Below are 23,449 nucleotides of genomic sequence, written 5' to 3' on the forward strand. Positions count from 1 at the left end.
GAGTTCTTTAGTAGACGCTGTTGCGGCGAGCGCGCTGACCGATGACCGCCAGCGCCGCCACCCGGTAGGCTTCCGCCAGGGTGGGGAAGTTGAAGATACTCTCCACGAAAATATCCACGTCGGACTTGGAGAGCAGCGCCATTTGTCCGATGTGTATGAGTTCGGTGGCTTCCTCACCAACGATCTGTACGCCCAATAGACGACGTCCTTCGGCGTCGCACACCAGTTTCAACATGCCGTCCTGATTGCCGGAAATATGGCCGCGGGCGATTTCCGCAAAGGGCGCCCGTCCCACGATGATCTGACCATGCGCTTTGCGCGCTTCCTGTTCGCTCATGCCCACAGAAGACAGCTCCGGCACCCCGTAGATGCCGACGGGAATCATCTCCGGCATGCTGCCCACTTCCAGCCCGATGGCGTTGCAGGCGGCGCGGCGGCCTTGCTCCATAGACGCGGAGGCCAGCGACGGCGGACCGATAACGTCTCCGGCGGCGAAGATATTCGGCACCCGGGTGCGTAGTTGACTGTCTACGGGAATCACGCCGCGTTCGTCTAGTTCCAGGCCGGCGTTATCGATATCTAGATCATTGACGTTGGCCACTCTGCCGGCGGCGCACAGTAATTTCTGGGTGATGATGGTGCGGCCGTCCTCCAGTTCGGTGATTACGTCGTTAACGCCATCGAAATATACCCGTTTCACCACGCTGTTCCCCATCCACACGCCGCCCATGTCCTGGAAGGCGTTGACGAAGTTGTCGGTCAGATCCTTGTCGAGGAAGCCCAGCGGACGGGGATAGCGGTCAATCATGATCACGCGCACGCCCAACGCCTGAAATATGGAGGCGTATTCACTGGCGATAACGCCGCCGCCCAGCACCGCCAGACTTTTTGGCAGATACAACATAGACAGCACGGAATCGCTGTCGAAGATGTTCTCATGATCGATCGGCACCTGATCCGGTTTACGAGGGAAGGAACCGGTGGCGATGACCACATAATCCGTGGCCAGCACCTGCTTTTCGCCTCTGACGGAGGTCACCTCCACTTCATTCGGACTCAGAAACCGGGCGCGGCCGTGAATGCGCTTGATGGCGTTGCGGTCGATCTGTCGGCGCATGTATTCGTCATGGGATTTCATGACGTCATCGAGGCGGTCGATCAGTGTCGCCATTTCCAGATCTTCACTGAGCTTGAAGCGGAACAAGGCGGCGTTTTTGCGCATGTTGTTTACGCGCAGTGCGTTCTCACGCAGCGTTTTGCTGGGGATGGTGCCGCGATGCACGCAGGCGCCGCCGAGCAGGGCGTCGCGTTCGACCAAAGCGACCCGTTTGCCCGCTTTGGACGCCTGCACCGCCGCTTTCTGACCAGCGGGGCCGCTGCCGATGACGATAATGTCGAAATCGCTCATGCGCGCATGGCCTCCAGCCCCTGATTCACGGTGTCGGACTGTTCATACAGCTCAGCCACCTCATCCGGATACAGGTTCAAGTCCGCCATGGCGGGTAAGGCCAGCAAGGTATCTTTGTCCAGTTCATTAAACAGAAAATGGGAGGCGAACTGTTTACCGGCGCGGATTAACTTCGCCTGATCTTTACCGTTGCCTGCTTCCTGGTAGTCGTCTTGATGCGTCACTGCGTCGATGATCAGTTCCGGCATGCGCCAGTGCTCTAACGCCAAACGGGCGGCGTCCAGATGCAGTTCGTCGACGATCTCCAGCAGCAGATCCAGTTCCGGTTGCAGCTCTTCCGCCCCGGCTACGTCCAGGGTTTCCTGCAACATGATGGGTTTGCCCACCGAGTGCAGCAACCCGCACAGGAACGCCGCTTCCACATTCATCCGCGCGCGCCGGGCGATTTCCTTGCACCAAAGCGCAGTGGCCAGGGCGTGGCGCCACATGGCCCCGATGCGATCTTCGTAGCCAGGGGCCTTGAACATGCGGGCGTTGATGGAGGCGGCCAAGGCGATGTCGCGAATCGACACCATGCCGAGGCGGGCGATGGCCTGCTGCAAGGACACAATGGAGGCGTTGGGAGAGTATGCGGCGGAGTTGGCGATACGCATCACCCGCGCCGCCAGAGCCTGATCCCCCTGAATCACCTTGACCAGCTCGGACGCGCTGGAGTCAGGGTTGTTGGTGATGGCGATCACTTTTTGCGCCACTTCCGGCAGCATCGGGATATCCAGGTTGCCCGCCTGGATGCGGGAATCCAGCTCCCGGGTCAATGGATCAGCGGAGGAATGGGTATCTGGCACGGGTGACTAACTCCATGTTTTATTTATTTTTCAGTGTAGACTATGCGTGGCCGATTGCGCTTGGAAATGAACCCCGTTCAGGGGCCGGATGGATTATTTGCTTGCTGTGTCCGATTATGTATGCTTCTGTTTTTAATTATAAAGGTGATGGATGCCTGTGCTTCGTTTCATAATGATCCTCCTTACTTTCACTATGGCTGGCGGTATGGCTGGATGTTCAACGGACAATGGCGACGGAAGCAGATTCGAGGCGCTGATGACGGCTTCCAAGCAAGAGAGGGAAAAGGCCAGTCAGGATCTGCAGAAAATTTCCAAGTCTTTTTCCGACGGCAAAACTTCCAGAGAAAATATGAGTGAACAGGTGCTGACTCAGCTCGAAGTCAAAGTGCGCAATGGCGAAGATGCGTCGGCGGAACGCCAGCAGATTCAGGCGCTGGCAGAGCAGATCAAGCGCGAGTCCGATGCGGTGCTGTCCGCGGTGGACAACCTGTTCAATGAATCCGTGAAAGCCCTGGCGCTGGCCTCCGCCGCTTATGATCTGTGCGGTATTGAAGGCGAACGCGCTAACTTGGTCGCCATCGTCAGGAAAATGGATAACCACCCGGACCGCAAATACAACGCTGAAGACGCGTACTGGAAGTTCAAATGGGAGTTCCAGAACGAGTTGAAGGAAGGCGATGTGGAAACCGAGTGTAAGTACTTCCTCAGCCAGAAAGACGAGCTGGAAGCCAGCTTTGAGCTGGCGTTCCAGGCGATGAGCTATTCAAAGAACCTGCATCCGCAAGGCGCGGATACGGTCACTCCCTGATCTAACGACGGGATGACAGGGTCAGATCCAGTGTATGGCTCTGGCCCGGCTCCAACTCGATATAGTCGTTCAACAGCTTCCCGGTCTCCACGCATAGCATCTGTTTGTAGCTGTCCGGCGAGAAGTGGGACAGACGTTTGCTCTTCTCAGTCCAAGGATTCCATACCACAGCGGAACGGCTATCGGCGGACTCCAGGACGATGAAACGCTCCCACTTTTTATCATGAATGCGCAGTATCGCCGGCGTATCGTAGTAAATGCGATCCACTTCCTCTGTGATGTGCAGAGGGCCGTCCTGCTTATGCAGGCTCCACCCGCGCAGCGAGTCGATGTAGGGCAGGTCGTCCAGGTCCAGCACGCTGACCTGCTGGATATCCGACACGGCGAAATAGGTATGCAGGGCGCAACTCAAATGCTTGGGCTGATCTGACAGATTGAATGACTGCAGCTCCATTTTCATCACCGCCCCCAGCCGGTAGGTGACCACCGCCTTCAGGCCCAAGGGCTCGGCGCTTAGCTCAAAAGCGATGCTGGTGCTGGTTTCATCTTCAGAAATGCTCAACAGGCGCCATAACGCATTGCGCGCCACGCCGTGAGCGGGGGCTTCCTGTATTGGGAAACTGTTGCGCACGGGGTCCGCATTGCGCTCCAGAAAGGCGAACCAGGGCCAGCAAATGGGGATTCCCTGACGTACGGCTTCCCCTTTCTGATAGGCCACGTCCGGGTTGCGCCATAAAACGGGGTGTTCGCCGTGGGGAGCATAGCTGATTAACTGGCCGCCCTGCAGGGTCAGGCTGGCGGAGCACTCAGGGCGCTCAATTTCAATCAGATCAAGGCCGTCGACGTGTTTAATCGTCACCGAGTCGTACATCCCTGCGTCATGGTTCTGGCTCATATCAATCACCATCTCTAATAGGAAGCGGAGCGCTTAATACCGGGTGCGCCGCCTGCTGAGTCGTCTTTTTATAATCGTCAGTTTAATCCGCTTTGTCATCAGAGAGATAGACGTCTCTGATCTACAATCCGACGCGCGTTACCTGAATAATTGCGCCATCGGTTTGAAGCGTTCGCCAGCGGCTTCTTTCTGCAGTTCAAACAGGACCATTTCCACGCTGGACGGCGTCGCCCCCAACGCCTGCATGCGCTGCAGGCCCAGCTCACGATTGACGGGATCGCGGGAAGATATGGCGTCGTTGATCAGGGTGACGTCATATCCAGCCTCAATCAAATGATAGGCGGATTGATAGACGCACACATGGCTTTCAATGCCCGTCAGCAACACCCGCTTTCTGCCGCTCTTTTGCAACGCTTCCACGAAGCGGGGCTCGCCGTAGCAGCTGAACGCATGCTTGGGGATTGGGCGCAGGTCCGGGAGCAACTCGGTGATTTCCGGAATGGTGGGGCCGAGCTTTTCTGGTAGTTGTTCCATCCATAGTATTGGAATATCAAACAACAAAACGCCTTTGACCATGCGTTGCAACTGAGAGAACAGTCTTTCTTTCTCGTGCATGAGCTGAGCGAGTTTGCCCTGGATATCCACCAGAACCAGTACGCAGTCTTTCGCTTCAAGCCATTGGTAGGCGGCGGTCATGATAGTCATTCTCCTTTCTTGGAAATCGGTACGGACGTAGTGCGGACGCAGTACGGAGTAGTGCTGATACAGTACATACGCAGTGCTGAATGCCGAGATAAAATTCACGGCGTCATGATAGGAGTATATCCCTTGCCCGCGCTGGGGGCATCCGGGTTTAGCCCCCCTGGGAGCCGCTTCGGCAAAGGCGCAGGATAAGATCGAAGTGTTTGGGATAGAGGAGAGTCAATTCATCCGCATCGCCCAATTCAAAATCAGCGAAGTCGAACCCGGGGGAAACGATGCAGCTCACCAACGCATATCCCGCAGGCCCTGGCTCCGGATCCGCGGCGAGCCAGCGCATCCCCGGCACATGCGCGTCTCTGCCGCCGTCAGGGCCTATGGTCTGTGTGACCAGCGCCCCATCCGGCGCAATGGCGTGAATCTGAATACGGTCTCCCCCGAGATGAAGCCAGATCTCGTCATGACGCAATCGGTGCCACTGAGAAAAGGCGCCCAAGGGTAATAAATAGTAAATCAACGTCGCGCTCGGACGCTCGCCATGGGGAGTAGAAACAACAAAAGGCGCAGCGAAAATCCTCCGATAAAACCCACCTTCGGGGTGCGGCGACAAACGCAATTGATCAACCAGTTGCTGAATGGATGGTGAAACGTCCGATGTCATGGGGGCTCCTGTTGAGATTGGCTGCAGGCCTTAAAGATTCAGGGTTTAATTGCATTGGGATATAACGTTAAATCTAATTCCGTCAGGATCAATATTCCCCCAGTTAGGGTTCCAAAGGTAGGGTTTTCCTTTTAGGCAAACTTTAGATGTAGGAGTCAGATTGTTGGCTAATATATTCTCTATATTCAATACGGAGGAGGTCGGGATGATGGTTTTTCCGATTAACTCCTCGTTTGAAGAGGATATTACCTCCATGTGGTAACATTTTTCACAAGCCAGCTGAAGATAAGTTGCTTCTATTCTTACCTCTTCTCCCTGCAATGAAAAAGCAAATTTGTATGTAATGATGGGGAGTGCTACTAATATAATAATAACTAGCTTTTTCATAGTATATTCTGAATGCTTTCATGGGTGATTACACCTGATATCTGCGTAGTATGAATCAGATTTCCATTTGAGTATATCGACCTTTCCCCATGTCTGTAGTCCTGTTGCCTAATGGTCGTTTTTGCTCCGTTTATATTCGGATTTGATTTGTCGGTATGTCCAATGACATACGACTTGGTCTTTCCAGCTTGATATAGCTCTTTAGACAAGGCGATGGTCAGGGTATCGCCAGGCATAGATCCCCTGGCTGTGTTGCAGCCATGTATTTGGATTCGTGCATTTTCAGTAAAAACTTTGAAATCTATATCTGAAACATACCTGCTATCGTCAGAAAATGAGTAAATGCCATCATCCCAGGAAGAATAGTAGAAGGCGAGTCCGGCTTTTGCGAAGAACCCTGTAATTAAACCGCAATTCTCATTCTCATTTTCGGAAAAATTAAGCGAGTATGGCGTTCCGTGGCAAAGTATGTCTAAGGAGCTTACAGAAGATATTTGATTGTTGTTCAGAGCTTTTACCATGTCTGCGGCATTGGTTATTTTTATTTTCTTGATGTTTCCCGATTTGTAGTCGTTTATTACATTAAGGGCAGCGAACTCAAATGCGCTATTATGGGCAACGCCTAACTGTCTTTTGCTACCGTCTGCATTTTTCTCTCTTGTGCCGCCGAAAAATATATATCGTAATCCCATTACATTCACCTTTAAAGCTAGTTAAAGAGTTATGCGAAAAGCTACCAAAGTTCGTTTTTTTTGCTCGATTTTTACGTATAAAGTTGAAGATAAAAAGAACATGCTGGGTTGTGATGCCCCAGAGAGTTCCCGGCGTTAAAAGAGTAAACCTCCATATTTAAAGGCATCAGGTGGCATCGTAGCTAAAATTTGTTCCGCCCCAAATCAGCATTATGGAATAGGTCGTGCAGTGTCTCACGAAAATTTCTTGTTTTTCCTCGTGCGCTACGATAGATGTCTGCAACCGTGTATAAGTAGATTTTCCGCTCAGGATCAAAGTCTCCTGTGCGCCATGATGCGGCATCCTGCAGGTAGAATAAGAGCTGCGTTATCTATCCTAAATCCAATGACGTTTAATACCCCATGCGCTTTACGCCCTTTCATTCTGTGCTTTTGTTAAGTCTCTATTTTGCGGAAGGTTTTCCCGCAGGTTTGATGGTGCATGTGATTCCGCCCGTGCTACGGGAGCATGGCGTTCCGTTGGAGTATATCGGCTTGATCAAAATGCTGGCGTTTCCATGGGTGTTGAAGTTTTTATGGGCGCCTTGGGTGGATCGCTACAATTTGTTCCAGCTGGGGCTGCACAGAGGTTGGATCATTACGGCCATTGGCGTGGTCAGCGGGTTACTGCTGTGGTTGGGGTCGATGCATCCGGGCCACCTTGGCGCCTGGGGGATTCTGTTTTTCATGCTGATTCTGGTGTGCCTGAACTTTGGCGCGGCGACTCAGGATATTGCGACGGACGGACTGGCGGTGAAACTGCTGCCGCCGCCTATGCGCGGGTGGGGGAATGCGCTCCAGGTTGGCGGTTACAAGGTGGGTATGATCGTCAGCGCCAGTTTGCTTTTGATGGCCATCGATAAGATAGGTTGGGGCTTGAGCCTTTACAGTATGGCGGCAATCCTGATTTGTTGCCTGATTCCTATCCTGCTGTTCGATGAGCGTCCTTTGAGCGAGACGCCCGCTTCCGACGAAAACCTTCAGGATGGAGAAAGTAAATCCCCGGTAAGTCTGGCGCTGATTCTCAACACCTATCTGTCTTTCCTGCGTCAGCCCGGCATGATCTACTGGGTGGCGGTGCTACTGTTGTTCAAGATGCCGGACAGCCTGGCCTCCGGCATGATCAAACCCATGCTGGTGGATAAGGGCATGTCGCTGTCGGATGTGGGCGTGGTGACGTTGTTGTCCTCGTTGGTGGGTGTGGCGGCGGTTTTCGCTGGCGGTGGTTTTTATGACCGCTTTGGTCCCAGGATTTGCCTGGTGTCGCTTTCTCTGCTGCAGGCCCTGGCGTTAGCGCTGTATTCCATCGTTAGCGGCGGCGCGACGGACATGCCGGTTGTGCTGGCGGTCGCCATTTTCGAACAGATAGTCGACAGCATGGCGAATGTCGCTTTGTTCGCTATGATGATGCATTACTGCCGCAAAGAACATGAAGGCGCTGACTTTACGCTGCAAGCCTGCATTCAGGTGATTGTTTCCGGCGCGGCGGGGGTATTCAGCGGCTTCGTCGCCAAAATGCTGGGTTATGACGGGCTGTTTATCGCTGCCGGGGTGATCAGTCTGTTGGTGGCGTCTCAGGTCCTGCATTACTTCCGCATGGACCCGGACGCGGTCAGAGAATGGCGCAGATTGAAAGAGGCTCCCGCTGAATAACGGGGTCTGTAATTATCGCATCAGACTCTTCACGACAGGCGCAACCCAGCTCTTCGGAACCAGACGCGGCGACTCCACCATCATCTTGTTGAGCATCCCATGGACTACGACGGGCTTGCCTTTCAGCGTCGCTTCGTAAGCCTGCTCCGCCACTTTTTCCGCTGGCATGCGGCGGATGTACTCCATCGCTTTCAGGACGCCAGTTCCCGCCTTGTCGAAAAACTCGGTTTCCGTGGGTCCAGGGCAGGATGCGGTGACAGTGACGCCCTGTGATTTGAGTTCAGCGTGAATCGCCCGTGATAGCGATAGCACATAAGCTTTGGTGGCGTGGTATACCGCGAAATTGGGGCCCGGCATAAAACCGGCGATGGAAGCGATGTTCAGGATGCGACCGCCGCCTTGCTCCACCATGTCGCGGCCAAACAGTTTGCAGAGCGAGGTGAGCACGGTCACGTTGAGGTAGATGGTTTCCTCTTCCAGCTGATAGTCGCGTTCGATGAACGAGCCAAAATATCCTCGTCCCGCATTGTTCACCAGACAGTCTATCCGCACGTTGCGAAAACGAACTTCGTCGTACAGCGCTCGCGCGGCGTTATCAGCGGTCAGGTCGAAGCCGATACACTGGCTGTCGGTGGCATATTTCTCTTTCAGCTCTGCGGCCAGACGCTCCAGATTGTCGCTGCGTCTTGCGACCAGGGCCAGATTCCAGCCATTGCGGGCGAATACCCGCGCCAGCGCCAGGCCAATGCCGGAGGAGGCGCCCGTGATCAATACAGTTTTCGCGCTCATAATTCCAACCCCTGTCTTGTGTTATGTGTGTTTGTCAGATTCCTGCGTGACCTTGATGAAAGCGTGAGTCTTGTTGCGAGGCTCTGGGCTGTTTTTACACGCCCACAAAGCACCGAATAGCAGTCTATCAATATAAATGACCGTTGGTCATTTTCAATTTGGCCAACTCCATCAAACTTTATCTATTCGCCCTGTGGATAAGTGCTAGACTGCTTTTTTGCCTCGAATGATATTGATAAGCTTGGAGCTTGTCGGACTTCATAAACAACCTATGGACAGCATCAGGCTCTGGCGCCCACATGAGTGAATCGGACCCAAAGAAGTTCATCGAGATTAACCTTCCGGTTTTAAAGCAACGAACTGACCGGGTGTTGCGGGGGGCCGGCCAGTTTGCGGTCAGTACGGTAAAACTGCCGAAATCCTTCCTTCCCATCGGCCAGTTGATCCTCAGCGACGACCTCATTGACAGAGAACAACTGGCCCGCGAGCTGGATCTGTTATTCGAAGCCCTCTACCAGCACCCCATCTCTGAACAATCCAAGGCCCTGACCGGCTATCTGCGCAAATACAAACTGATTCCCAATGAAGAGACGACAGAAGGTCTGATTCAGTTTCTGGTCAAACAGACCGTGTCGCGGAGCCCGGTGGAGATCCCTGAGGCTATCGTCAATGAGTTCTGGCAGTTTTTCCATGAGTTGATCAGCGCGCCTGAGTTGAAAGGACTGGTGGAGCTCAACCTGGATATTATCCGCTCCGTGTTGCGCGCCTATGAGCCGCTGCTGGTGGAGATCATCAATCGTATCAAACACTTGCGACATGTGAATAACCTCGCTATCGGTGAAATGGCGCAAAAGGCGAGGGTTCTGCGCAGTGATCTGGCGATTTTGCGGCGGCAGATCCGCGCTATCCGTTATATCAAGCCTTTCTTACAAACCGATCCGCGTGATTTCGCCGGACAGGCGCAGATTGTGGCGAAAATGGTGCGCGAGTTCGGCCCTTTGTTTATCAAAATGGCCCAGGTGGCCGCTGCGAATGCGGAGTTCCTGCCGGAAGAAATCGCCACTGAGCTGAAAGTATTTCAGGAAGACGTGCAGCCAATGACGGCGGAGGAAGTGAATCAGGCGTTTCTGGAATGCTACGGCAAGCTTCCCGGGGAAATATATTTCGGTTTTGATGTCGCTAATCCCTTGCGTTCAGGCTCCATTGGTTCGGTATACGTAGCGAAGAAGCCCGTGCGTCGGGATGGCGTCGAAATGCTGGTTCCGATTGTCGTGAAGGTGTCCAGGCACAATCTTGAGCGGGAATTTCAGATGGGCGCGCTGGCCCTGGAGTTGATGCTGATCTCCAGTCAATACTGGGCGCCTCATACCAAACTGTTGCCGTTTTTGGAGGCGATGTCCCGTCAGGTTAAAGAATTCACGCGAGGGTTCGAGCAAGAGCTGAACTTCGAGGACGAGGCGGCGATACAAAAACGTTTTTATCGTCGCTCTCAGGACAGCGACAGTTGGTCCGTACCGCAAATATACTCCGCCACAGGGCGCATTATTGAGATGGAATACCTGGAGACGGCGCTGTCAGTGGATCGTCTCTTACGGGAAGTGGCGGGACAGGAAAAAGAAGACCTGCGCCGGAAAGTCGCGGAGCGCTTTCTATTCACCATTTTGCAGCACGTCCTGGTGTATCAAGAGTTTCACGGCGATTTACATCCGGGCAATATCATGGTGACGCCTGAAGGTCGTCTGTTTCTGATTGACTGGGGCAACGTGGTGGATATGCGGGGTAAGTGGCCGTTGGTCTGGGACTATGTCTATGGAGCGCTGACGGCGGATGTAGAGCGTCTGACCCACGCATTGATCGAAATGAGCACGCACCCGGAAGATAATCGCCGCCGCAGGGAGTTTATACACGCCGCCTTGACCGAAACACTGAAGAAGAAGGGGGTCACGCCACTGGGCGTTCATGCTTTGACGCAGTTGTACAAAGAGGGCGTGACAGGCGTTCAGCGTCGTTTGCAGACGGTGATGCATCTGCTATCCAATACCTACCAACTGGGAATTATCGTTCAAAGCGACTACCTGCACCTGAGCCGTTCCATCACCGCTATGGCGGGCGCTTATCTGAGCATGTACGAGCAGGCGCCGCGCGCTCAGTTATTTATGGATCTGGGATTCGGCGTGACCTTGTTTCCCTATCGCCTGGTTCGTGACCGTGTGCAAACCCGGTTGAAGAACTTGCGGGGACTGATCAGCCGAGTCTGAGCGCCCCATATGACGCCTCAAACAGCAATGAGGGCGAGTCTTTAAGTGTGTCTCGCCTCACATTTTTACTAACAGGCGCCTGCCTTTTTACCCATCTTTCCTAGACCACTTAGGTTGTTTATCTACCTGCTAACCTTAGCTTGTTATGCTAACCGGCTTGTATATAAAGCCTTTTATTTACACAGGTATAACTAATTTTACACAATGTAACATGCCATTTTTTTCTGTTAGAATGCATTTTATGTGTACAGGTCAAAAGCAGACTTGTACTATCTGAATATGGTTAAAAATTGAACAAAATAAGGTGTGGCTTTTCTGGTTGGGTCCATGTCTTGAGCGCTGGGTGAGACCAGCTTGAAGCTTAAGAGCCTATCGCTTTTCAGCAGGTGGCTGCTGAGTAGTAACAAAAAGCCGCTGGGTAGTATGAAAGCCGAATCAGGCTGTAGTGTAGTAAGAGAGCTTAGAATGGAACTTCCACATTTTGATGAATTGCTTGAAATGGCCAAACAAAGGCCTGAAGCATTGGAAGCGCTAAGAGAAGAGATGGTGGAGTATATAATCACCTCCGCCCGGACTGATTGTCAGCGCAAGCTGCGCGGACTTCAGTTCAAGGTCGATATGACCCGCGCCAGAGCCAAGACCCCCTTGGCGGCATGCATCAAGATCAGTCAGTTAATGCATGAGTCCCTGGCGGAGCTGCGTTACTGTTTGAACGAGCGTTATGACTTCGCCTTGGCTGAGGCGGAAGCCGCCCCGGTTTCCAATGCCGAAGTTATCTCTCTCGAAGACTATCGCAGTCGAGCCTGATCCCAGGCGCTTCTCTCTCCCGCAATGGATTGCCTTCTCGGCGTTAATTGATCGCAACGCCGTAATAATATGTTTTAACCGGTTTCGGCGGTTTCCACTCGTGCATTGAAAACACCTGGGGTAAACTGCCGCTCCACCTGCTGGCCGATGTGGAGTGAAACGGTGAATGCATCCTCTTTTCAAATAGTCGCCGACTACGATGACTTGCTGGTCGTTGATAAAGCGCCAGGAATATCTTTTCATGATGAAGACGGTGTGCAGGGCCTTTGCTCCAGTGTGGCGGACGCCTTAGGCGTCCGCGTCTATCCGGTGCATCGCCTTGATAAAGTGACGTCCGGATTATTGTTGCTGCCGAAAACGCCAGCGTTAGCTCGCGAATTGACCGAACAGTTCAGCGCCCGCCAAGTTGAGAAATTTTACATAGCTTTGTCTGGGCAAAAGCCGCAAAAAAAGCAGGGTAAAATCATCGGCGATATGGGAAAGGCGCGCGCGGGCGCTTGGAAATTAACCCAGGGGCGCGAAAATCCCGCCGTCACCCAATTCTTCAGCCACACCCTAATGCCCGGCGTCAGGGCGTTTATCGTGCGTCCATTAACGGGGAAAACGCATCAGATTCGCGTTGCATTGAAAAGTATCTCGGCGCCCATCGCCGGGGACGACTTATATGCGGGAAAGGCGGCCAGAGATTTTGACCGCACTTACTTGCACGCTTATGGCGTGCGTTTCAGTTATAAAGGGGAGCGCTTGGCGATCATCCGTCCACCGCAGACTGGGGAGCTGTTTGTGTCCGAGACGATGCGCGACTTATTGGAGGAGGAGTGGGCGTATCCTTGGGATCTGCCCTGGCCGGGGCGCTGAGCATTCGGCGCTGTTACAACGCCTGCACTTTCTGTTCGCCGCAGCGGGCGCAACGGTAAACCGTCACCAGCTTGCCCGATTTTACGTCGAATTGCTTTTCCTTACTGACCTCCCATTTGTGAAAGCCATTGCGGCACAAGGTTTTACCTTTGGCCTTCTTCTTCAGGGACGGCCTTTTGAATGGAATGACATCTCCCACAGAGTTTCTCGCATTTGTTAGTCATGAAAATGTGAGCATAGCTCCGAAACGGTTGAAATATCCATATTCGCCCCCACTTTCTGGCCACAAGCGCCGGATAAATCGCCGGCCTGCAATCAATATTATTTCACTTGTTTCCGATACGGACTTACGCCAGGAGTTTGTCGACCGATGACGACTGCAACAGAAAAACAAACCTTAGGCTTTCAGGCTGAAGTGAAGCAATTGCTTCACCTGATGATTCACTCGCTCTACAGCAACAAGGAAATATTCCTTCGCGAATTGGTATCCAACGCGTCGGACGCCTTGGATAAGTTACGCTTTCAGGCGTTGAGCAAAGAAGACCTCTACGAAGGCGACAACGACCTCAAAGTTCGCCTGGAGTTTGATGAGAAAGCGCAGACCATTACTTTGTCGGACAACGGTATCGGCATGAGCCGTGATGAAGTGGTGACGAACCTGGGCACTATCGCCAAATCCGGTACGGCGGAATTTCTTTCCAGTCTGACTGGCGACCAAAAACAGGACTCACGTTTGATCGGGCAGTTCGGCGTCGGCTTCTACAGCGCCTTTATCGTCGCCGACAAGGTTGAGGTTTATACTCGCCGCGCAGGCATGAAACCTGAAGAAGGGGTGCGCTGGGAGTCCAGAGGAGAAGGCGATTTCTCCATTGAAACCGTGACCAAAGAAGAGCGCGGCACGCGTATTGTGTTGCACTTGAAAGAAGAAGAGAAAGAGTTCGCTAACGGCTGGCGCTTGCGCAGTCTGGTGAAAAAATACTCTGACCATATTTCTTTCCCGGTTGAAATGATCAAAGAAAATATGGACGTTGGGGAAGAGGAAGAAGGCAAAGAGAAGGCGGAATCCGCGCCTGAATTCGAATCGGTTAACGAAGCGACCGCACTCTGGACCTTGCCTCGTAACGAGATCAAAGACGAAGACTATAAAGAGTTCTACAAACATATTGCTCACGACTTCAGTGACCCAGTGCTCTGGGCGCATAACCGCGTGGAAGGCAAGCTGGACTACACCAGTCTGCTGTATGTTCCTGCAAAAGCGCCCTATGACTTGTGGAATCGCGAAGCGCCACGTGGTCTGAAGCTATACATTCAGCGTGTTTTCATCATGGATGACGCCGAGCAGTTCCTGCCGCTGTATCTGCGTTTCGTGAAAGGCGTCGTGGACACTAACGATCTGTCCCTGAACGTATCGCGGGAAATTCTGCAGAACGACAAGGCGGTGGAAAGCATGCGCTCCGCGCTGACCAAGCGCGTGTTGGACATGCTGTCCAAACTGGCTGCTGACGATGCGGAAAAATACCAGACTTTCTGGGATGAGTTTGGCCGCGTATTGAAAGAAGGTCCGGCTGAAGATTTCGCTAACCGCGAGAAAATCGCCAAGTTGATGCGCTTCTCCAGCACGCACCAGGACGACGACAAGCAGACTCAGTCTTTGGAAGACTATGTCAGCCGCATGAAGCAGGGGCAGGATAAGATTTACTACATCACTGCCGAATCCTACAGCGCTGGCGTGAAGAGCCCGCACCTGGAGATTTTCCGCAAGAAGGGCATTGAAGTGCTCGTGATGCATGACCGCATTGACGAGTGGCTAATGAGCCATCTCAACGAGTTTGACGGCAAGCACTTCCAGGATATCGCCAAAGGCGAATTGGACCTGGGCGAAGTAGAAGACAAAGAAGAGAAACAGAAGCAGGAAGAGGTTTCCAAAGAGGCCGAGCCTTTGCTGAACCGCTTGAAGGAAGTGTTGAAAGATCACGTGGAAGAAGTGCGCGTGACTCACCGCTTGACTGACTCTCCCGCCTGTCTGGTGGTCGGCGCTTACGATATGGGCGTGCAGATGCGTCGCATCATGGAAGCGGCGGGCCAGGCGTTGCCTGAGAACAAACCGACCTTCGAGATCAACCCTGAGCATCCCCTGGTGAAAAAACTGGGTGAAGAGCAGGGCGCGCGTTTCGAAGATCTGACTTGGGTATTGTTTGATCAGGCGCGACTGGCTGGCGGAGAAAACCTGAAAGATCCTGCTGGTTACGTAAGTCGTCTGAATAAACTGCTGCTTGAGCTTTCTAACGCGGGCTAAGCCTCGTATAGCTGTCTAAGTTGCAGTAAGAGAAAGGCCGCTTAATCAGCGGCCTTTTTTTCGTGGGAGAAAGGTGGGCTACAGGTGTCTAATGGAAAACAATTAGCGTCTGGCGGCGCGGCGTACCGCGGAAGTTGAGAAGTCGCTGTCTCTCAGTCCGGGCGCAAAGTCGCGAGGCCTTTCTTCGTTATCCAAACCGTCGACGAAATAACGCCCTGACTTCAGGTCGTAAATAACCTCCAGTGTGGTCCAGGGAGCTTTCACCTCGTAGTAATTCACCAAGTGAGCTTCCGATACGCGCCACAGTTCACCTTTATCGTCATAATCCTCCGCAACCAGCAGTTGCCAGGAGTCCTCATCAAAGTACATGCGGCGCTTGTGATAGATGTGACCCAGCCCTTCGCGCAAGATGCCTTCCACCACCCACACCCGATGCGCTTCGTAGCGCGCATGCTCCTGATTGATGTGGCCGGGACGCACGATATCGTTCATGCGCAGGTTGCTGGAGTGCAACTGGTAAGCGTTGTAAGGCACATACATGACTTTCTTGGCGATTAGCGTCCATTCATATTGATCCGGCGCCCCGTTGTACATATCAATCTGGTCGGTGGTGCGCAGCCCTTCGCTATTTGGGGCCTCGGCGTCGTAGGCCAGGTTAGGGGAGCGGCGCAGGCGACGTTCGCCGGCCTGATAGCGCCAGGATTGTCTAGGAGATCGAATCTGATCCAGCGTCTCATGCACCAGGTTCATGGTTCCTGCGAGCTTGGCGGGAGCGACGACCTCCGTCTTGAGATAGAAGATTTTGTTATCGATGTCTTCCGGGCGATTGTGCTGCTGAGCATACACAAAGAAATACTCATAGTCGGTTGTCACCGGCGTGTAAGAACCGTCTGGAAGTGTGGCGGCGAACGAAGAACGAAATGAAGCCTCTTCGCCCCGGTAGCGCAGGATATGGTTCCAGATAATCTCCACTCCCTGATTGGGGATCGGAAATGGACTGGTGATCAGCGATCCTTTAACGCCTGTTCCACGAGGCATTAGTTCCGCCTTGGCGGCGTTTTGTTTCAGAGCGGCATAGACGTGGTCAGGGTAAGACGCGCTGCGGCGGCTGGGATACACTTTCAGAATGTAATCGCTTGGATACTTCTGCAGCAGAGCCTTGTGGCCTTCGGTCAGTTTGTCTGAATAATCCTGTGCATTGCCGGCGTTAATGATGAAGCGTGGAACGTCCGCATCGAAGGGGTCAGCATGCCATTTATCTGGATTATAATTCGCAGGCGGCTGCTTAATGCCACCATCCCAAGAGGGCACTTCCCCCCCTTCGCTACCGGCCCTCTCGGCGCCAAGCGGCGTGAGATCCCGGTCCAAACGTGCAACCTGATCCGGCGGCGCCTTAGCTGGGGCGTTTTGCGCGATTAGTGAAAATACGAGTAATACCAGTGCGTTATTTATATTTTTTCTTGCGTTACGGCTATAAGCCATGTCTTTCTCACTCTCTTTCTAGAAGTAACAGACAGTTCCCTTACTTTCTCTCCCTGGACAAAATTATAGCAGTCTAAAATATTATTCTAGTTTTCTCACTAGCGCCTTTGTTAGCGTTTATGGCGGGTTGCTGCTGAACGTTAACTTGTGTAAGGGGCGAGCCTGAGGATCGGGTGCTAAGCTATGAGAAAGGGGCTGCTGATAGATTGTCGCCATTTTTACGGAAACCTGAGTCGGATTTAGGTGGCAATGGTAGGAAATTTAGGCGTCTAAACGAATCGGAATTGCGCCTCAGGAAATAGTCCGGAGGGGAATTTTTTATTAAAGAACTTATGGTTAAAAACCTATACACTAACAAAGAGCAATTGTTGATGAGTTAAGGTATGTCCGATAAGTGGCTGACTTATGTTAATGAAAACCTGTTTTTCGCCAAGCTGCAGTTGCAGTGGAGGGATGCATCCTCAACGGTGGCGGAAAAGCAATGCGCCGGACGGGCGGCTTTGCGTTTTCTGCAGCAGGCATATGTCGGCTTCTTGAATGAGCTTGCGGAGCAGCGTCGCATCAAAGTTAAAATTGAGACGCTCGCTGACTTGGAAGGAGAGTTGGAAGTTGAATCGCCAGAAGTAWTCAGCATGAAGCTGGCGGTGGAGCAACCCGATTCCTGGCTGGCTCAACTGCTAAAACAATTTGGGGACATATCTCGCCCCCGAAAAAATGAAACGCCGCAAAATGAAAATATTATCGCCGCCACGTCAGCTCCATATGTGATGGAGTTAGTGGTGATACTGGAGTCCATGCAGGCGTTCATCAACGAGATGAGAGAGCACAGTTTTGAGTGGTAGAGGTAAGCTTGAATGAAAGAAACCCTCTCAGGCCTCGACTGATAACAGCTTAGGAAAATGAATGAGGCGCCTGTGGCTAGTTTTCTGATTTGTTCGCTCCCGGGTGTTGGGACGATGGAAAACATTTCAGTGAGAACTTACGAGTAGGAGATTTGGAAATGGCATCAAGCTTCTTTGAAATTGTTCAATTGCCGAATGGCGATTTCGCTTTGCAACCCATGGGAGGCGGAAGCGAACATTTGGTGAAAATCAGCTTCGGTCAGGAAGCCAAGGCATATCTGGCGGAAAATGACGCAGCTGTTGCGCATGCAATGATTAATGCGGCGATTAAATTGGTAGGAGATATGCGGGAAGAGGCGATTCGTCAGTCTGAGGCGGAAGAAAAGCCGAAAACCGTACATTAAAGGCCCCGGCTGCCCATACAAGGGCAGTCGGCGCTTCGTTCCCTGTTAGCGGCGAATAACGCCGACGCCCAGTCCTTCGATGTCCAACGGTTGTTGCGACAGATTCACTTCAATTGGCTCAAACTCTTCGTTTTCCGGCAATAAAAGCACTTTGTTTTTTTGACGCTGAAAGCGCTTTACGGTCACTTCATCGCCAATGCGCGCAACCACAATTTGCCCGTTGTGGATATCGGTCGTGCGATGCACCGCCAGTAAATCACCGTCGAGTATTCCCACGTCCTTCATGCTCATGCCTTTGACACGAAGAAAATAATCGGCGGAAGGAGTAAAGAAGGATGGAGGCAGTTCGCAATATTCTTCAATATTTTCCTGGGCCAGAATGGGGTAGCCCGCTGCAACCTGACCGACAATTGGAATCCCCTGATTTTGCGTTTCCGTCGCTGGCAACCTGATGCCGCGAGAGGCGCCGGGAACCATCTCGATAGCGCCTTTCTTCGCCAGAGCTTTCAGGTGCTCTTCCGCAGCGTTAGCGGAGCGAAACCCCAGACGATTGGAAATCTCCGCCCGGGTAGGTGGATAACCCGTTTCCTCAATATGCTCGCGAATCAGTTGTAAAACCTGCTCCTGGCGCTTGGTTAGCTTAATCACTCCACCCTCCGGGGAACCTAAAAGGTCTGATAAAATTCTGTGTATACTATATGTTTATCCATGTCTGTTTATGTATACAGTAATGGTTTGGGCAAGTAAAGAAAAAATGTCTAAGTGACTGAGGTTTAAGATGAAAACTCTCATGGCGGACCACTTATCAAGTAAAGCTGTTGAATATTGATCAGCAACAAATGCCCGCCTTGGTTAATCAAGAAAAATATAAAACAGATGATTAGTCTCTCAGGGAGCCGCCTATGGGGTCGCGTATTTTGATTGTTCAGGGACACCCTGATCCACGAGGAGGCCGGTACTGTCATGCCTTGGCTGACGCGTATGCAGACGGCGCGGAGGCGGCGGGGCATGAGGTGCGTAGGCTGGCGGTGGCGACAATGAATTTTCCCTGGTTGCGTTCAAAGCAGGAGTTTGAGGAACAACCGCCGCCAGAATCGATTATCGCTGCGCAGAAAGATATCCAATGGGCCGAATGTCTGTTTATTGTTTATCCACTATGGATGGGAGATCTTCCTGCGATATTAAAAGCATTCCTGGAGCAGACGCTACGGCCGGGGTTTGCTGTAGGCGGTGGCGATAAGTGGCCCAAAAGGCTATTGAAAGGGCGCAGAGCGCGTATTGTCGTAACGATGGGAATGCCTGCGTTTGTCTATCGCTGGTTTTATCGTTCGCATAGTTTAAAAAGTCTAAAACGTAATGTCTTGGGTATTTGTGGCGTTTCGCCGGTCCAGGCGTCGCTGATTGGCGCGGTGGAGGATTCTGATTCGCGGTCCCGAAAACACTGGCTGGATAGAATGCGCAGGTACGGCGGTAAAGCGATATAGCCTTTGGTTTAGTCATTGCCTTAACTGCTTGGCGACTTTGATACAATTTGATGCTTTTCTTAGACAGACCGATAACTTCTATCGGTATATCTTCATGGCCCGTGCGGTAAAGCTCATGATCCGCAGCGTACTTTTCATATCAGTTGTAAATCTCTTCAGGAATCGTCATGACGCCAGCGAACAGATGGTTTAAAGCCCCCTTTGTGGTTGGCGTTGTCTTTCTTATTCTCACTGTCAGCGCAATGACATGGTCAAAGGGCGGTGGGGAGCTTTTTAAGTATTTTCGACACAACTCGGAGCAGCCGGAAAAGTTATCAGAATTGCCTCCACCGCTGCCGGCATACAGTCGAGCAAAAGAGGACGAATCACACTACGAGGAAGAGAGTAAGTCTGACTGCTATTTGGATGGTCTTTCGGGGCTCTCGGATGACGAATTTGTTCTGGCCATATGGGGAATGGATCATGATTGTGTGAGGGACTTGGCCTTCATGGAGGAACAAGCTCTTCTCAATGTATTCTCGGAAGCCAACATGTCAGTCGTGGCGCAAGCGGCCACTTCAGAATCATCTTATTTTCAAGACGATAATATCTATGAACTGACGAACCTCATTCAATATCTGCATGCGGGATATGTGCTGGAAAGAAACCGCCCGCGTAAGAAGAAGCTATATGGAAAGGCGTTGCAGAAACAGGTTGCGGTAGTCGTCGTTCAAGTGACCAATAATGCTCTGCAAGGCGCCATTGGAGCAGATCGCGCGCGATTGACGGAGCTGTCTTTCAAACTGGTAAACAGTTCTGATAATCAGGGAGCGGTTGTCAATGAGTCCGTCGCCTGGTTAGAGAAACTGGGCCCGCTGACCGACGCCAATGAGCGTTATGATCCAGCGTTAAACGAGCTTTTCAATATCTACTATAAAGGCCATGACAATGACGCCTTTGTCGACATCGCCTCTCATGATGCGCAGATTCCTAACGCACTCTATCGCTTCATTGTTGATAAAGATTCGTGGTTGGTTGGCAGCCGGGAGTATCTATTGATGAATGCCGTCAAAGAGCTCGGGCGCTTTCTGCAGTATAAAACGATACGGGATGATACAGGCCACTTCATACGTAACCTGATTAACAGATATGACCTGAGTCGTGATACAGCGAATGTGTGGAGCATTTTGGCCGGCTCAGTGGATTACTACGATAAGTCGAACTGCAGGCTTTACAACGCTTGCGATTATAGAAAGCGCGTCGAGACTGTTATTTTGCGCCGAGAGCGCATGTGTGGCGAGACGGTCAGAATAAGGGCTCAATCCATGACGGAGGAGCAGTTTGACTCCGCCTGTGAAGCTTTGTCTCGGCGCGAAGATATTTTTCACCAGATGCTGAACAGTGAACGAGAGCCCGTTGCTGAGGATCAGAACGACACTCTGGAAATGGTCATATTTAAAGACTCAGACACATTCGTTGACTTGGGCTGGCTATTGTTTGATTCCGATGCAGTGACCGCTGGCGGCGTTTTCTATGAGGGCGACCCTTTTGATGAAGCTAATCAGGCGCGAGTGCTGGCTTATCAGTCAGAAGAGGTCTCAGACTCGCATCAGATACTGAATCTGGATCATGAGTTTGTGCATTATTTGGACGGGCGATTCACCATGTATGGTTTGGAATCGGAGTACGTTGAAGATAATGTTTGGTGGGCCGAAGGCGTCGCCGAATACATCGCCTTACAGGATTATTATCCAGATGCAGAAGAAGCGGCTTTGTCAGAAATGGTGCGTTTCTCGGATATCATACACTCCAACTACAAGAGCGATGAGTCACGTATTTATCATTGGGGTTATTGGGCGGTGCGGTATATGTTCGAACAACGTCCAGACGATGTTGAACGATTGGTGAAGTGGTTCCGGCAAGGGCGCTACGAGGATTACCAGGACTGGTTGAAAGATGAGGCGAAATTCTTGGATGCGGATTTTGCGGAGTGGATGACGACGATCAAAAAGGAGCTTCAGGTCGCCTCTGGCAGTTAAAGTAAAAGCCAAATCCCTGGCGTATTGATTAATAAATCCGTGCTTTTAATTTCGTTAGCCGTTTCGGCGAGATAACTGAGCTGTCTTAGAAGGCTCTGGGGTGATATCGGTCATTGACTGAATTGAGGGGATGGCAGCGTCAAATTGTTGCTCATCCTCTTTGGCTTCTACATTTGCGCAGAATTCCATCAGCCAAGCATACCCGTAAGGGGTTATCTGTTCGGTATAACGCAGCAACTCCGCGATGCGGAATAAGTCGTTAACGACCTTCTGCGAAGGGGACGTCTGATTCACTGTTACTCCTTAAACCTGTGTTCAATGATGCCCTAAGGGCTAGTGCAATTGTGTTTTTGGAAGGAAATGGTATTTGTCTTGTTATGACGGGGCAAGAGGGGGTATGGCCTAGGTCATATGTGGGGGGCGTAACAAGGACGGACCAAGCGTCCAAGGAGAGTCACCTTAGTAATTGGACCGATAGATCTCTGTAAAAGGATGATTGGTTAAAGATCCCCATAATTAGATGAGAAGCCACCATAGCTATAGTGATTATCAGCGTTGCATGAATTTATTGAATTGATGATCTGACGGAAACTATTCCATGTCGTCGCCTGCTCTGGATTGTTATCGTCTAACTTGGTGTTTCTCGTGAACAACTTTCAGCAAAGCGTATATCCAACGTTGGAGTCGAGGGCGACATGAGTGGAATGGTTTCCCGGTTCAGTATCGTCGGTTTTGTCTACGTTGAAATGACGGTGGGACTCAAGGTCCTGAAAGGTGAGGGCGATGCTCTGGAGCGTGCGGAGAGGGAGAATGGCAGGAGGTTGGCCGCGCTGCAGCAACAGGTCGACCATCTTGCCAACATGCTTCATGACTCCATCCTGGCAGCGCACGCAGAGTCCCAGTTTGAATACATTGCTGCGCAATATCGACTGTACCAGCCGGGCATGACGGGGTTTACGCAGTTTCCGACGTATCGCTCCTACGATGAAACTCAACCAGGCGAAGGCGGTTACCTCCTGCTCCATGAAAACCCTGCCGTGGCGCTATGTTTTTACGCATTTCCTGGGCGGGAGGAGACGAAGGCGTTGCAGGATTTGATTACCAGGCTTGTTGTTGAGGCGTCGGGAGAAGGCTCACTCTTATAGAGCCTTCATTATTTCCTTCAGGCGTACGGACTGACCGAGCGGCGAATAATTCGACGTCATATACGGGCCGAAAGCGTCGTGTTTCATTTTTCGATAATCAAGATCCCCATTACTAACCAAGTCAAAGGTATGCGTGATTACGCCTTCCAGAGATACTAGCTCCACATTCCCCTGTTCATCGTAGCGAGCACTGAAAACCGGCGCGCCGGAATTTCCCCAGAAGGCGGGGCAGTCCGTATCGAATAATACACCGTCGTACCCCGGCGATTTGGGCGAGAGCAATAGCTTTCCTGATCGCTGTTTGTGCTGACATTTGGCGGAGCTGACCCTCAAAGTGTTTTGTGTCTTAACAATGGGGTAGCCAACTGAAAACAGCGCTGCGCCTGTTTCTGGAGCTGGACCGAAGTTTAGCGGGATATCCTTAAGCGCCAGCTTACCCTCCGTGTAACCCGGATCATAATGCACGATCGCCAGATCGTTGATACCTTCAACCGAGCTGTCATATTCGAACGAGGCGACGGGGATATAAAGATCGTTTTGATCAATCGAGCTGTCCTCAGAGTAGGCGAGATAATAATTGCCTTTCTTGGAGTCGTCCCTAAAACAGTGCTTGGCGGTAACCACTAGTCCGTGCTTCAGAATAAGGCCGGTGCAGATGCGGAAATGATCCTCATCCAAAATCGGAACGATATAGTCAAAGTCATCAACCAGACTTCTTTTCGGGCTGTCGGATTGTCCAGCAACACTTTCCTCTACCGACGTACAGGAAACAACTAGCGTCGCCGTGAGTATGCAGGCGCTCACTTTAGCTAAGAGGGCGGTTAATTTTGATAGGAGTAAGCGTTTACGCATCATTTCTCTACTTCTACGGAAAGGGGCGGCTGTGATTGCAATGCTTTCGGGATCTTTATATGTTTTCTCTGTTTAATATGTATCTATTCATATTTTTAGAAACCGAAGTAAATCAAGGGCTCGGTCT

General features: G+C 51.8%; 24 protein-coding genes. 11 read left to right on the forward strand and 13 right to left on the reverse strand.

From position 1 onward, the window contains the following. Window positions 1–7: 7 nt before the first annotated feature. Both sthA and KP814_RS13925 read right to left on the reverse strand, forming a co-directional pair. The gene (gene sthA / locus KP814_RS13920) at window positions 8–1,408 is read right to left on the reverse strand and encodes a Si-specific NAD(P)(+) transhydrogenase (protein WP_216737333.1); all 1,401 of its coding nucleotides are present in this window, start codon (window positions 1,406–1,408) and stop codon (window positions 8–10) included. After that, window positions 1,405–2,253 (reverse strand): HDOD domain-containing protein, encoded by an 849-nt coding sequence (locus KP814_RS13925; RefSeq protein ID WP_216737334.1) that lies wholly within the window; start codon window positions 2,251–2,253, stop codon window positions 1,405–1,407. Before KP814_RS13925 ends, sthA begins: the two co-directional genes overlap by 4 nt. A 205-nt stretch (window positions 2,254–2,458) precedes the next feature. On the opposite strand from KP814_RS13925, the gene KP814_RS13930 reads away from it, so the two are divergent. Continuing rightward, the gene (locus tag KP814_RS13930) at window positions 2,459–3,061 is read left to right on the forward strand and encodes a hypothetical protein (RefSeq protein ID WP_216737335.1); all 603 of its coding nucleotides are present in this window, start codon (window positions 2,459–2,461) and stop codon (window positions 3,059–3,061) included. Between the two features lies 1 nt (window position 3,062). Here KP814_RS13930 and KP814_RS13935 read toward each other — a convergent pair whose 3' ends face one another. The 5 genes from KP814_RS13935 to KP814_RS13955 form a co-directional block, all read right to left on the reverse strand. Then, on the reverse strand, window positions 3,063–3,956 hold the full coding sequence (locus tag KP814_RS13935; RefSeq protein ID WP_216737336.1) for a D-hexose-6-phosphate mutarotase: 894 nt from the start codon (window positions 3,954–3,956) through the stop codon (window positions 3,063–3,065). A 138-nt stretch (window positions 3,957–4,094) separates the two neighbouring features. After that, window positions 4,095–4,661, reverse strand: coding sequence for a hydrolase (locus tag KP814_RS13940; protein ID WP_253938372.1), 567 nt, complete (start codon window positions 4,659–4,661; stop codon window positions 4,095–4,097). Between the two features lie 148 nt (window positions 4,662–4,809). Then, the gene (locus KP814_RS13945; RefSeq protein WP_216737337.1) at window positions 4,810–5,316 is read right to left on the reverse strand and encodes a cupin domain-containing protein; all 507 of its coding nucleotides are present in this window, start codon (window positions 5,314–5,316) and stop codon (window positions 4,810–4,812) included. A 45-nt stretch (window positions 5,317–5,361) separates the two neighbouring features. Beyond that, a complete protein-coding gene (locus tag KP814_RS13950) occupies window positions 5,362–5,703 on the reverse strand; it encodes a hypothetical protein (RefSeq protein WP_216737338.1) in 342 nt (113 codons plus the stop codon). Next, the gene (locus tag KP814_RS13955) at window positions 5,700–6,395 is read right to left on the reverse strand and encodes a hypothetical protein (protein ID WP_216737339.1); all 696 of its coding nucleotides are present in this window, start codon (window positions 6,393–6,395) and stop codon (window positions 5,700–5,702) included. The genes KP814_RS13950 and KP814_RS13955 overlap by 4 nt, the downstream gene beginning before the upstream one ends. Window positions 6,396–6,797: 402 nt before the next feature. Here KP814_RS13955 and KP814_RS13960 point away from each other — a divergent pair, with 402 nt between their 5' ends. Then, window positions 6,798–8,087: an MFS transporter gene (locus KP814_RS13960; protein WP_216737340.1), complete on the forward strand. Its 1,290-nt coding sequence runs from the start codon at window positions 6,798–6,800 to the stop codon at window positions 8,085–8,087. A gap of 12 nt (window positions 8,088–8,099) precedes the next feature. On the opposite strand, the gene KP814_RS13965 is transcribed toward KP814_RS13960, so the two are convergent. After that, window positions 8,100–8,876: an SDR family oxidoreductase gene (locus tag KP814_RS13965; protein WP_216737341.1), complete on the reverse strand. Its 777-nt coding sequence runs from the start codon at window positions 8,874–8,876 to the stop codon at window positions 8,100–8,102. A gap of 299 nt (window positions 8,877–9,175) precedes the next feature. Here KP814_RS13965 and KP814_RS13970 point away from each other — a divergent pair, with 299 nt between their 5' ends. The 3 genes from KP814_RS13970 (at window position 9,176) to KP814_RS13980 (ending at window position 12,799) form a co-directional block, all read left to right on the forward strand. Then, complete coding sequence (locus KP814_RS13970; protein WP_216737342.1) at window positions 9,176–11,134, forward strand: AarF/UbiB family protein; 1,959 nt, start codon at window positions 9,176–9,178, stop codon at window positions 11,132–11,134. 465 nt (window positions 11,135–11,599) lie between these two features. Further along, window positions 11,600–11,941 (forward strand): DUF3135 domain-containing protein, encoded by a 342-nt coding sequence (locus KP814_RS13975; RefSeq protein WP_041598539.1) that lies wholly within the window; start codon window positions 11,600–11,602, stop codon window positions 11,939–11,941. 162 nt (window positions 11,942–12,103) lie between these two features. Further along, window positions 12,104–12,799, forward strand: coding sequence for a TIGR01621 family pseudouridine synthase (locus tag KP814_RS13980; RefSeq protein ID WP_216737343.1), 696 nt, complete (start codon window positions 12,104–12,106; stop codon window positions 12,797–12,799). A 13-nt stretch (window positions 12,800–12,812) separates the two neighbouring features. Here the strand turns inward: KP814_RS13980 and KP814_RS13985 are convergent, their stop codons facing one another. Further along, complete coding sequence (locus KP814_RS13985; RefSeq protein WP_216737344.1) at window positions 12,813–12,998, reverse strand: hypothetical protein; 186 nt, start codon at window positions 12,996–12,998, stop codon at window positions 12,813–12,815. A 171-nt stretch (window positions 12,999–13,169) separates the two neighbouring features. Here KP814_RS13985 and htpG point away from each other — a divergent pair, with 171 nt between their 5' ends. Then, complete coding sequence (gene htpG, locus KP814_RS13990) at window positions 13,170–15,095, forward strand: molecular chaperone HtpG (protein WP_216737345.1); 1,926 nt, start codon at window positions 13,170–13,172, stop codon at window positions 15,093–15,095. Between the two features lie 102 nt (window positions 15,096–15,197). Here htpG and KP814_RS13995 read toward each other — a convergent pair whose 3' ends face one another. After that, window positions 15,198–16,406 (reverse strand): DUF1329 domain-containing protein, encoded by a 1,209-nt coding sequence (locus KP814_RS13995; RefSeq protein ID WP_371824061.1) that lies wholly within the window; start codon window positions 16,404–16,406, stop codon window positions 15,198–15,200. Between the two features lie 554 nt (window positions 16,407–16,960). Between KP814_RS13995 and KP814_RS14000 the strand changes: the two genes are divergently transcribed. Beyond that, the gene (locus tag KP814_RS14000; RefSeq protein ID WP_216737347.1) at window positions 16,961–17,419 is read left to right on the forward strand and encodes a DUF6586 family protein; all 459 of its coding nucleotides are present in this window, start codon (window positions 16,961–16,963) and stop codon (window positions 17,417–17,419) included. A gap of 158 nt (window positions 17,420–17,577) precedes the next feature. Further along, window positions 17,578–17,823 carry a hypothetical protein gene (locus KP814_RS14005; protein ID WP_011395969.1) on the forward strand — a complete coding sequence of 82 codons (246 nt, stop codon included), beginning with the start codon at window positions 17,578–17,580 and terminating at the stop codon, window positions 17,821–17,823. 45 nt (window positions 17,824–17,868) lie between these two features. On the opposite strand, the gene lexA is transcribed toward KP814_RS14005, so the two are convergent. Then, complete coding sequence (lexA, locus tag KP814_RS14010; protein WP_347815435.1) at window positions 17,869–18,471, reverse strand: transcriptional repressor LexA; 603 nt, start codon at window positions 18,469–18,471, stop codon at window positions 17,869–17,871. A gap of 254 nt (window positions 18,472–18,725) precedes the next feature. Here lexA and KP814_RS14015 point away from each other — a divergent pair, with 254 nt between their 5' ends. Beyond that, complete coding sequence (locus tag KP814_RS14015) at window positions 18,726–19,307, forward strand: NAD(P)H-dependent oxidoreductase (RefSeq protein WP_216737348.1); 582 nt, start codon at window positions 18,726–18,728, stop codon at window positions 19,305–19,307. A gap of 167 nt (window positions 19,308–19,474) precedes the next feature. Further along, window positions 19,475–21,325, forward strand: coding sequence for a collagenase (locus KP814_RS14020; RefSeq protein WP_216737349.1), 1,851 nt, complete (start codon window positions 19,475–19,477; stop codon window positions 21,323–21,325). A 54-nt stretch (window positions 21,326–21,379) separates the two neighbouring features. Here the strand turns inward: KP814_RS14020 and KP814_RS14025 are convergent, their stop codons facing one another. Next, window positions 21,380–21,619 carry a hypothetical protein gene (locus tag KP814_RS14025; protein ID WP_216737350.1) on the reverse strand — a complete coding sequence of 80 codons (240 nt, stop codon included), beginning with the start codon at window positions 21,617–21,619 and terminating at the stop codon, window positions 21,380–21,382. Between the two features lie 401 nt (window positions 21,620–22,020). Between KP814_RS14025 and KP814_RS14030 the strand changes: the two genes are divergently transcribed. After that, a complete protein-coding gene (locus tag KP814_RS14030; RefSeq protein WP_216737351.1) occupies window positions 22,021–22,470 on the forward strand; it encodes a hypothetical protein in 450 nt (149 codons plus the stop codon). On the opposite strand, the gene KP814_RS14035 is transcribed toward KP814_RS14030, so the two are convergent. Continuing rightward, window positions 22,465–23,325, reverse strand: coding sequence for a serine protease (locus tag KP814_RS14035; protein WP_216737352.1), 861 nt, complete (start codon window positions 23,323–23,325; stop codon window positions 22,465–22,467). The two genes, KP814_RS14030 and KP814_RS14035, sit on opposite strands and share 6 nt — an antisense overlap. Window positions 23,326–23,449 lie beyond the last annotated feature (124 nt).

The organism is Hahella sp. HN01 (genome assembly GCF_018986435.1).
In the GTDB taxonomy this organism is placed as follows: Bacteria; Pseudomonadota; Gammaproteobacteria; order Pseudomonadales; family Oleiphilaceae; genus Hahella.

Excerpts from the sequence above, each read along its gene's own strand:
- sthA (WP_216737333.1), bottom strand. The coding sequence starts at position 1,408 with ATGAGCGATTTCGACATTATCGTCATCGGCAGCGGCCCCGCTGGTCAG.
- KP814_RS13930 (WP_216737335.1), top strand. The coding sequence starts at position 2,459 with ATGGCTGGATGTTCAACGGACAATGGCGACGGAAGCAGATTCGAGGCG.
- KP814_RS13935 (WP_216737336.1), bottom strand. The coding sequence starts at position 3,956 with ATGAGCCAGAACCATGACGCAGGGATGTACGACTCGGTGACGATTAAA.
- KP814_RS13940 (WP_253938372.1), bottom strand. The coding sequence starts at position 4,661 with ATGACTATCATGACCGCCGCCTACCAATGGCTTGAAGCGAAAGACTGC.
- KP814_RS13945 (WP_216737337.1), bottom strand. The coding sequence starts at position 5,316 with ATGACATCGGACGTTTCACCATCCATTCAGCAACTGGTTGATCAATTG.
- KP814_RS13950 (WP_216737338.1), bottom strand. The coding sequence starts at position 5,703 with ATGAAAAAGCTAGTTATTATTATATTAGTAGCACTCCCCATCATTACA.
- KP814_RS13955 (WP_216737339.1), bottom strand. The coding sequence starts at position 6,395 with ATGGGATTACGATATATATTTTTCGGCGGCACAAGAGAGAAAAATGCA.
- KP814_RS13960 (WP_216737340.1), top strand. The coding sequence starts at position 6,798 with ATGCGCTTTACGCCCTTTCATTCTGTGCTTTTGTTAAGTCTCTATTTT.
- KP814_RS13965 (WP_216737341.1), bottom strand. The coding sequence starts at position 8,876 with ATGAGCGCGAAAACTGTATTGATCACGGGCGCCTCCTCCGGCATTGGC.
- KP814_RS13970 (WP_216737342.1), top strand. The coding sequence starts at position 9,176 with ATGAGTGAATCGGACCCAAAGAAGTTCATCGAGATTAACCTTCCGGTT.
- KP814_RS13975 (WP_041598539.1), top strand. The coding sequence starts at position 11,600 with ATGGAACTTCCACATTTTGATGAATTGCTTGAAATGGCCAAACAAAGG.
- htpG (WP_216737345.1), top strand. The coding sequence starts at position 13,170 with ATGACGACTGCAACAGAAAAACAAACCTTAGGCTTTCAGGCTGAAGTG.
- KP814_RS14005 (WP_011395969.1), top strand. The coding sequence starts at position 17,578 with ATGGCATCAAGCTTCTTTGAAATTGTTCAATTGCCGAATGGCGATTTC.
- KP814_RS14015 (WP_216737348.1), top strand. The coding sequence starts at position 18,726 with ATGGGGTCGCGTATTTTGATTGTTCAGGGACACCCTGATCCACGAGGA.
- KP814_RS14020 (WP_216737349.1), top strand. The coding sequence starts at position 19,475 with ATGACGCCAGCGAACAGATGGTTTAAAGCCCCCTTTGTGGTTGGCGTT.
- KP814_RS14030 (WP_216737351.1), top strand. The coding sequence starts at position 22,021 with ATGAGTGGAATGGTTTCCCGGTTCAGTATCGTCGGTTTTGTCTACGTT.
- KP814_RS14035 (WP_216737352.1), bottom strand. The coding sequence starts at position 23,325 with ATGATGCGTAAACGCTTACTCCTATCAAAATTAACCGCCCTCTTAGCT.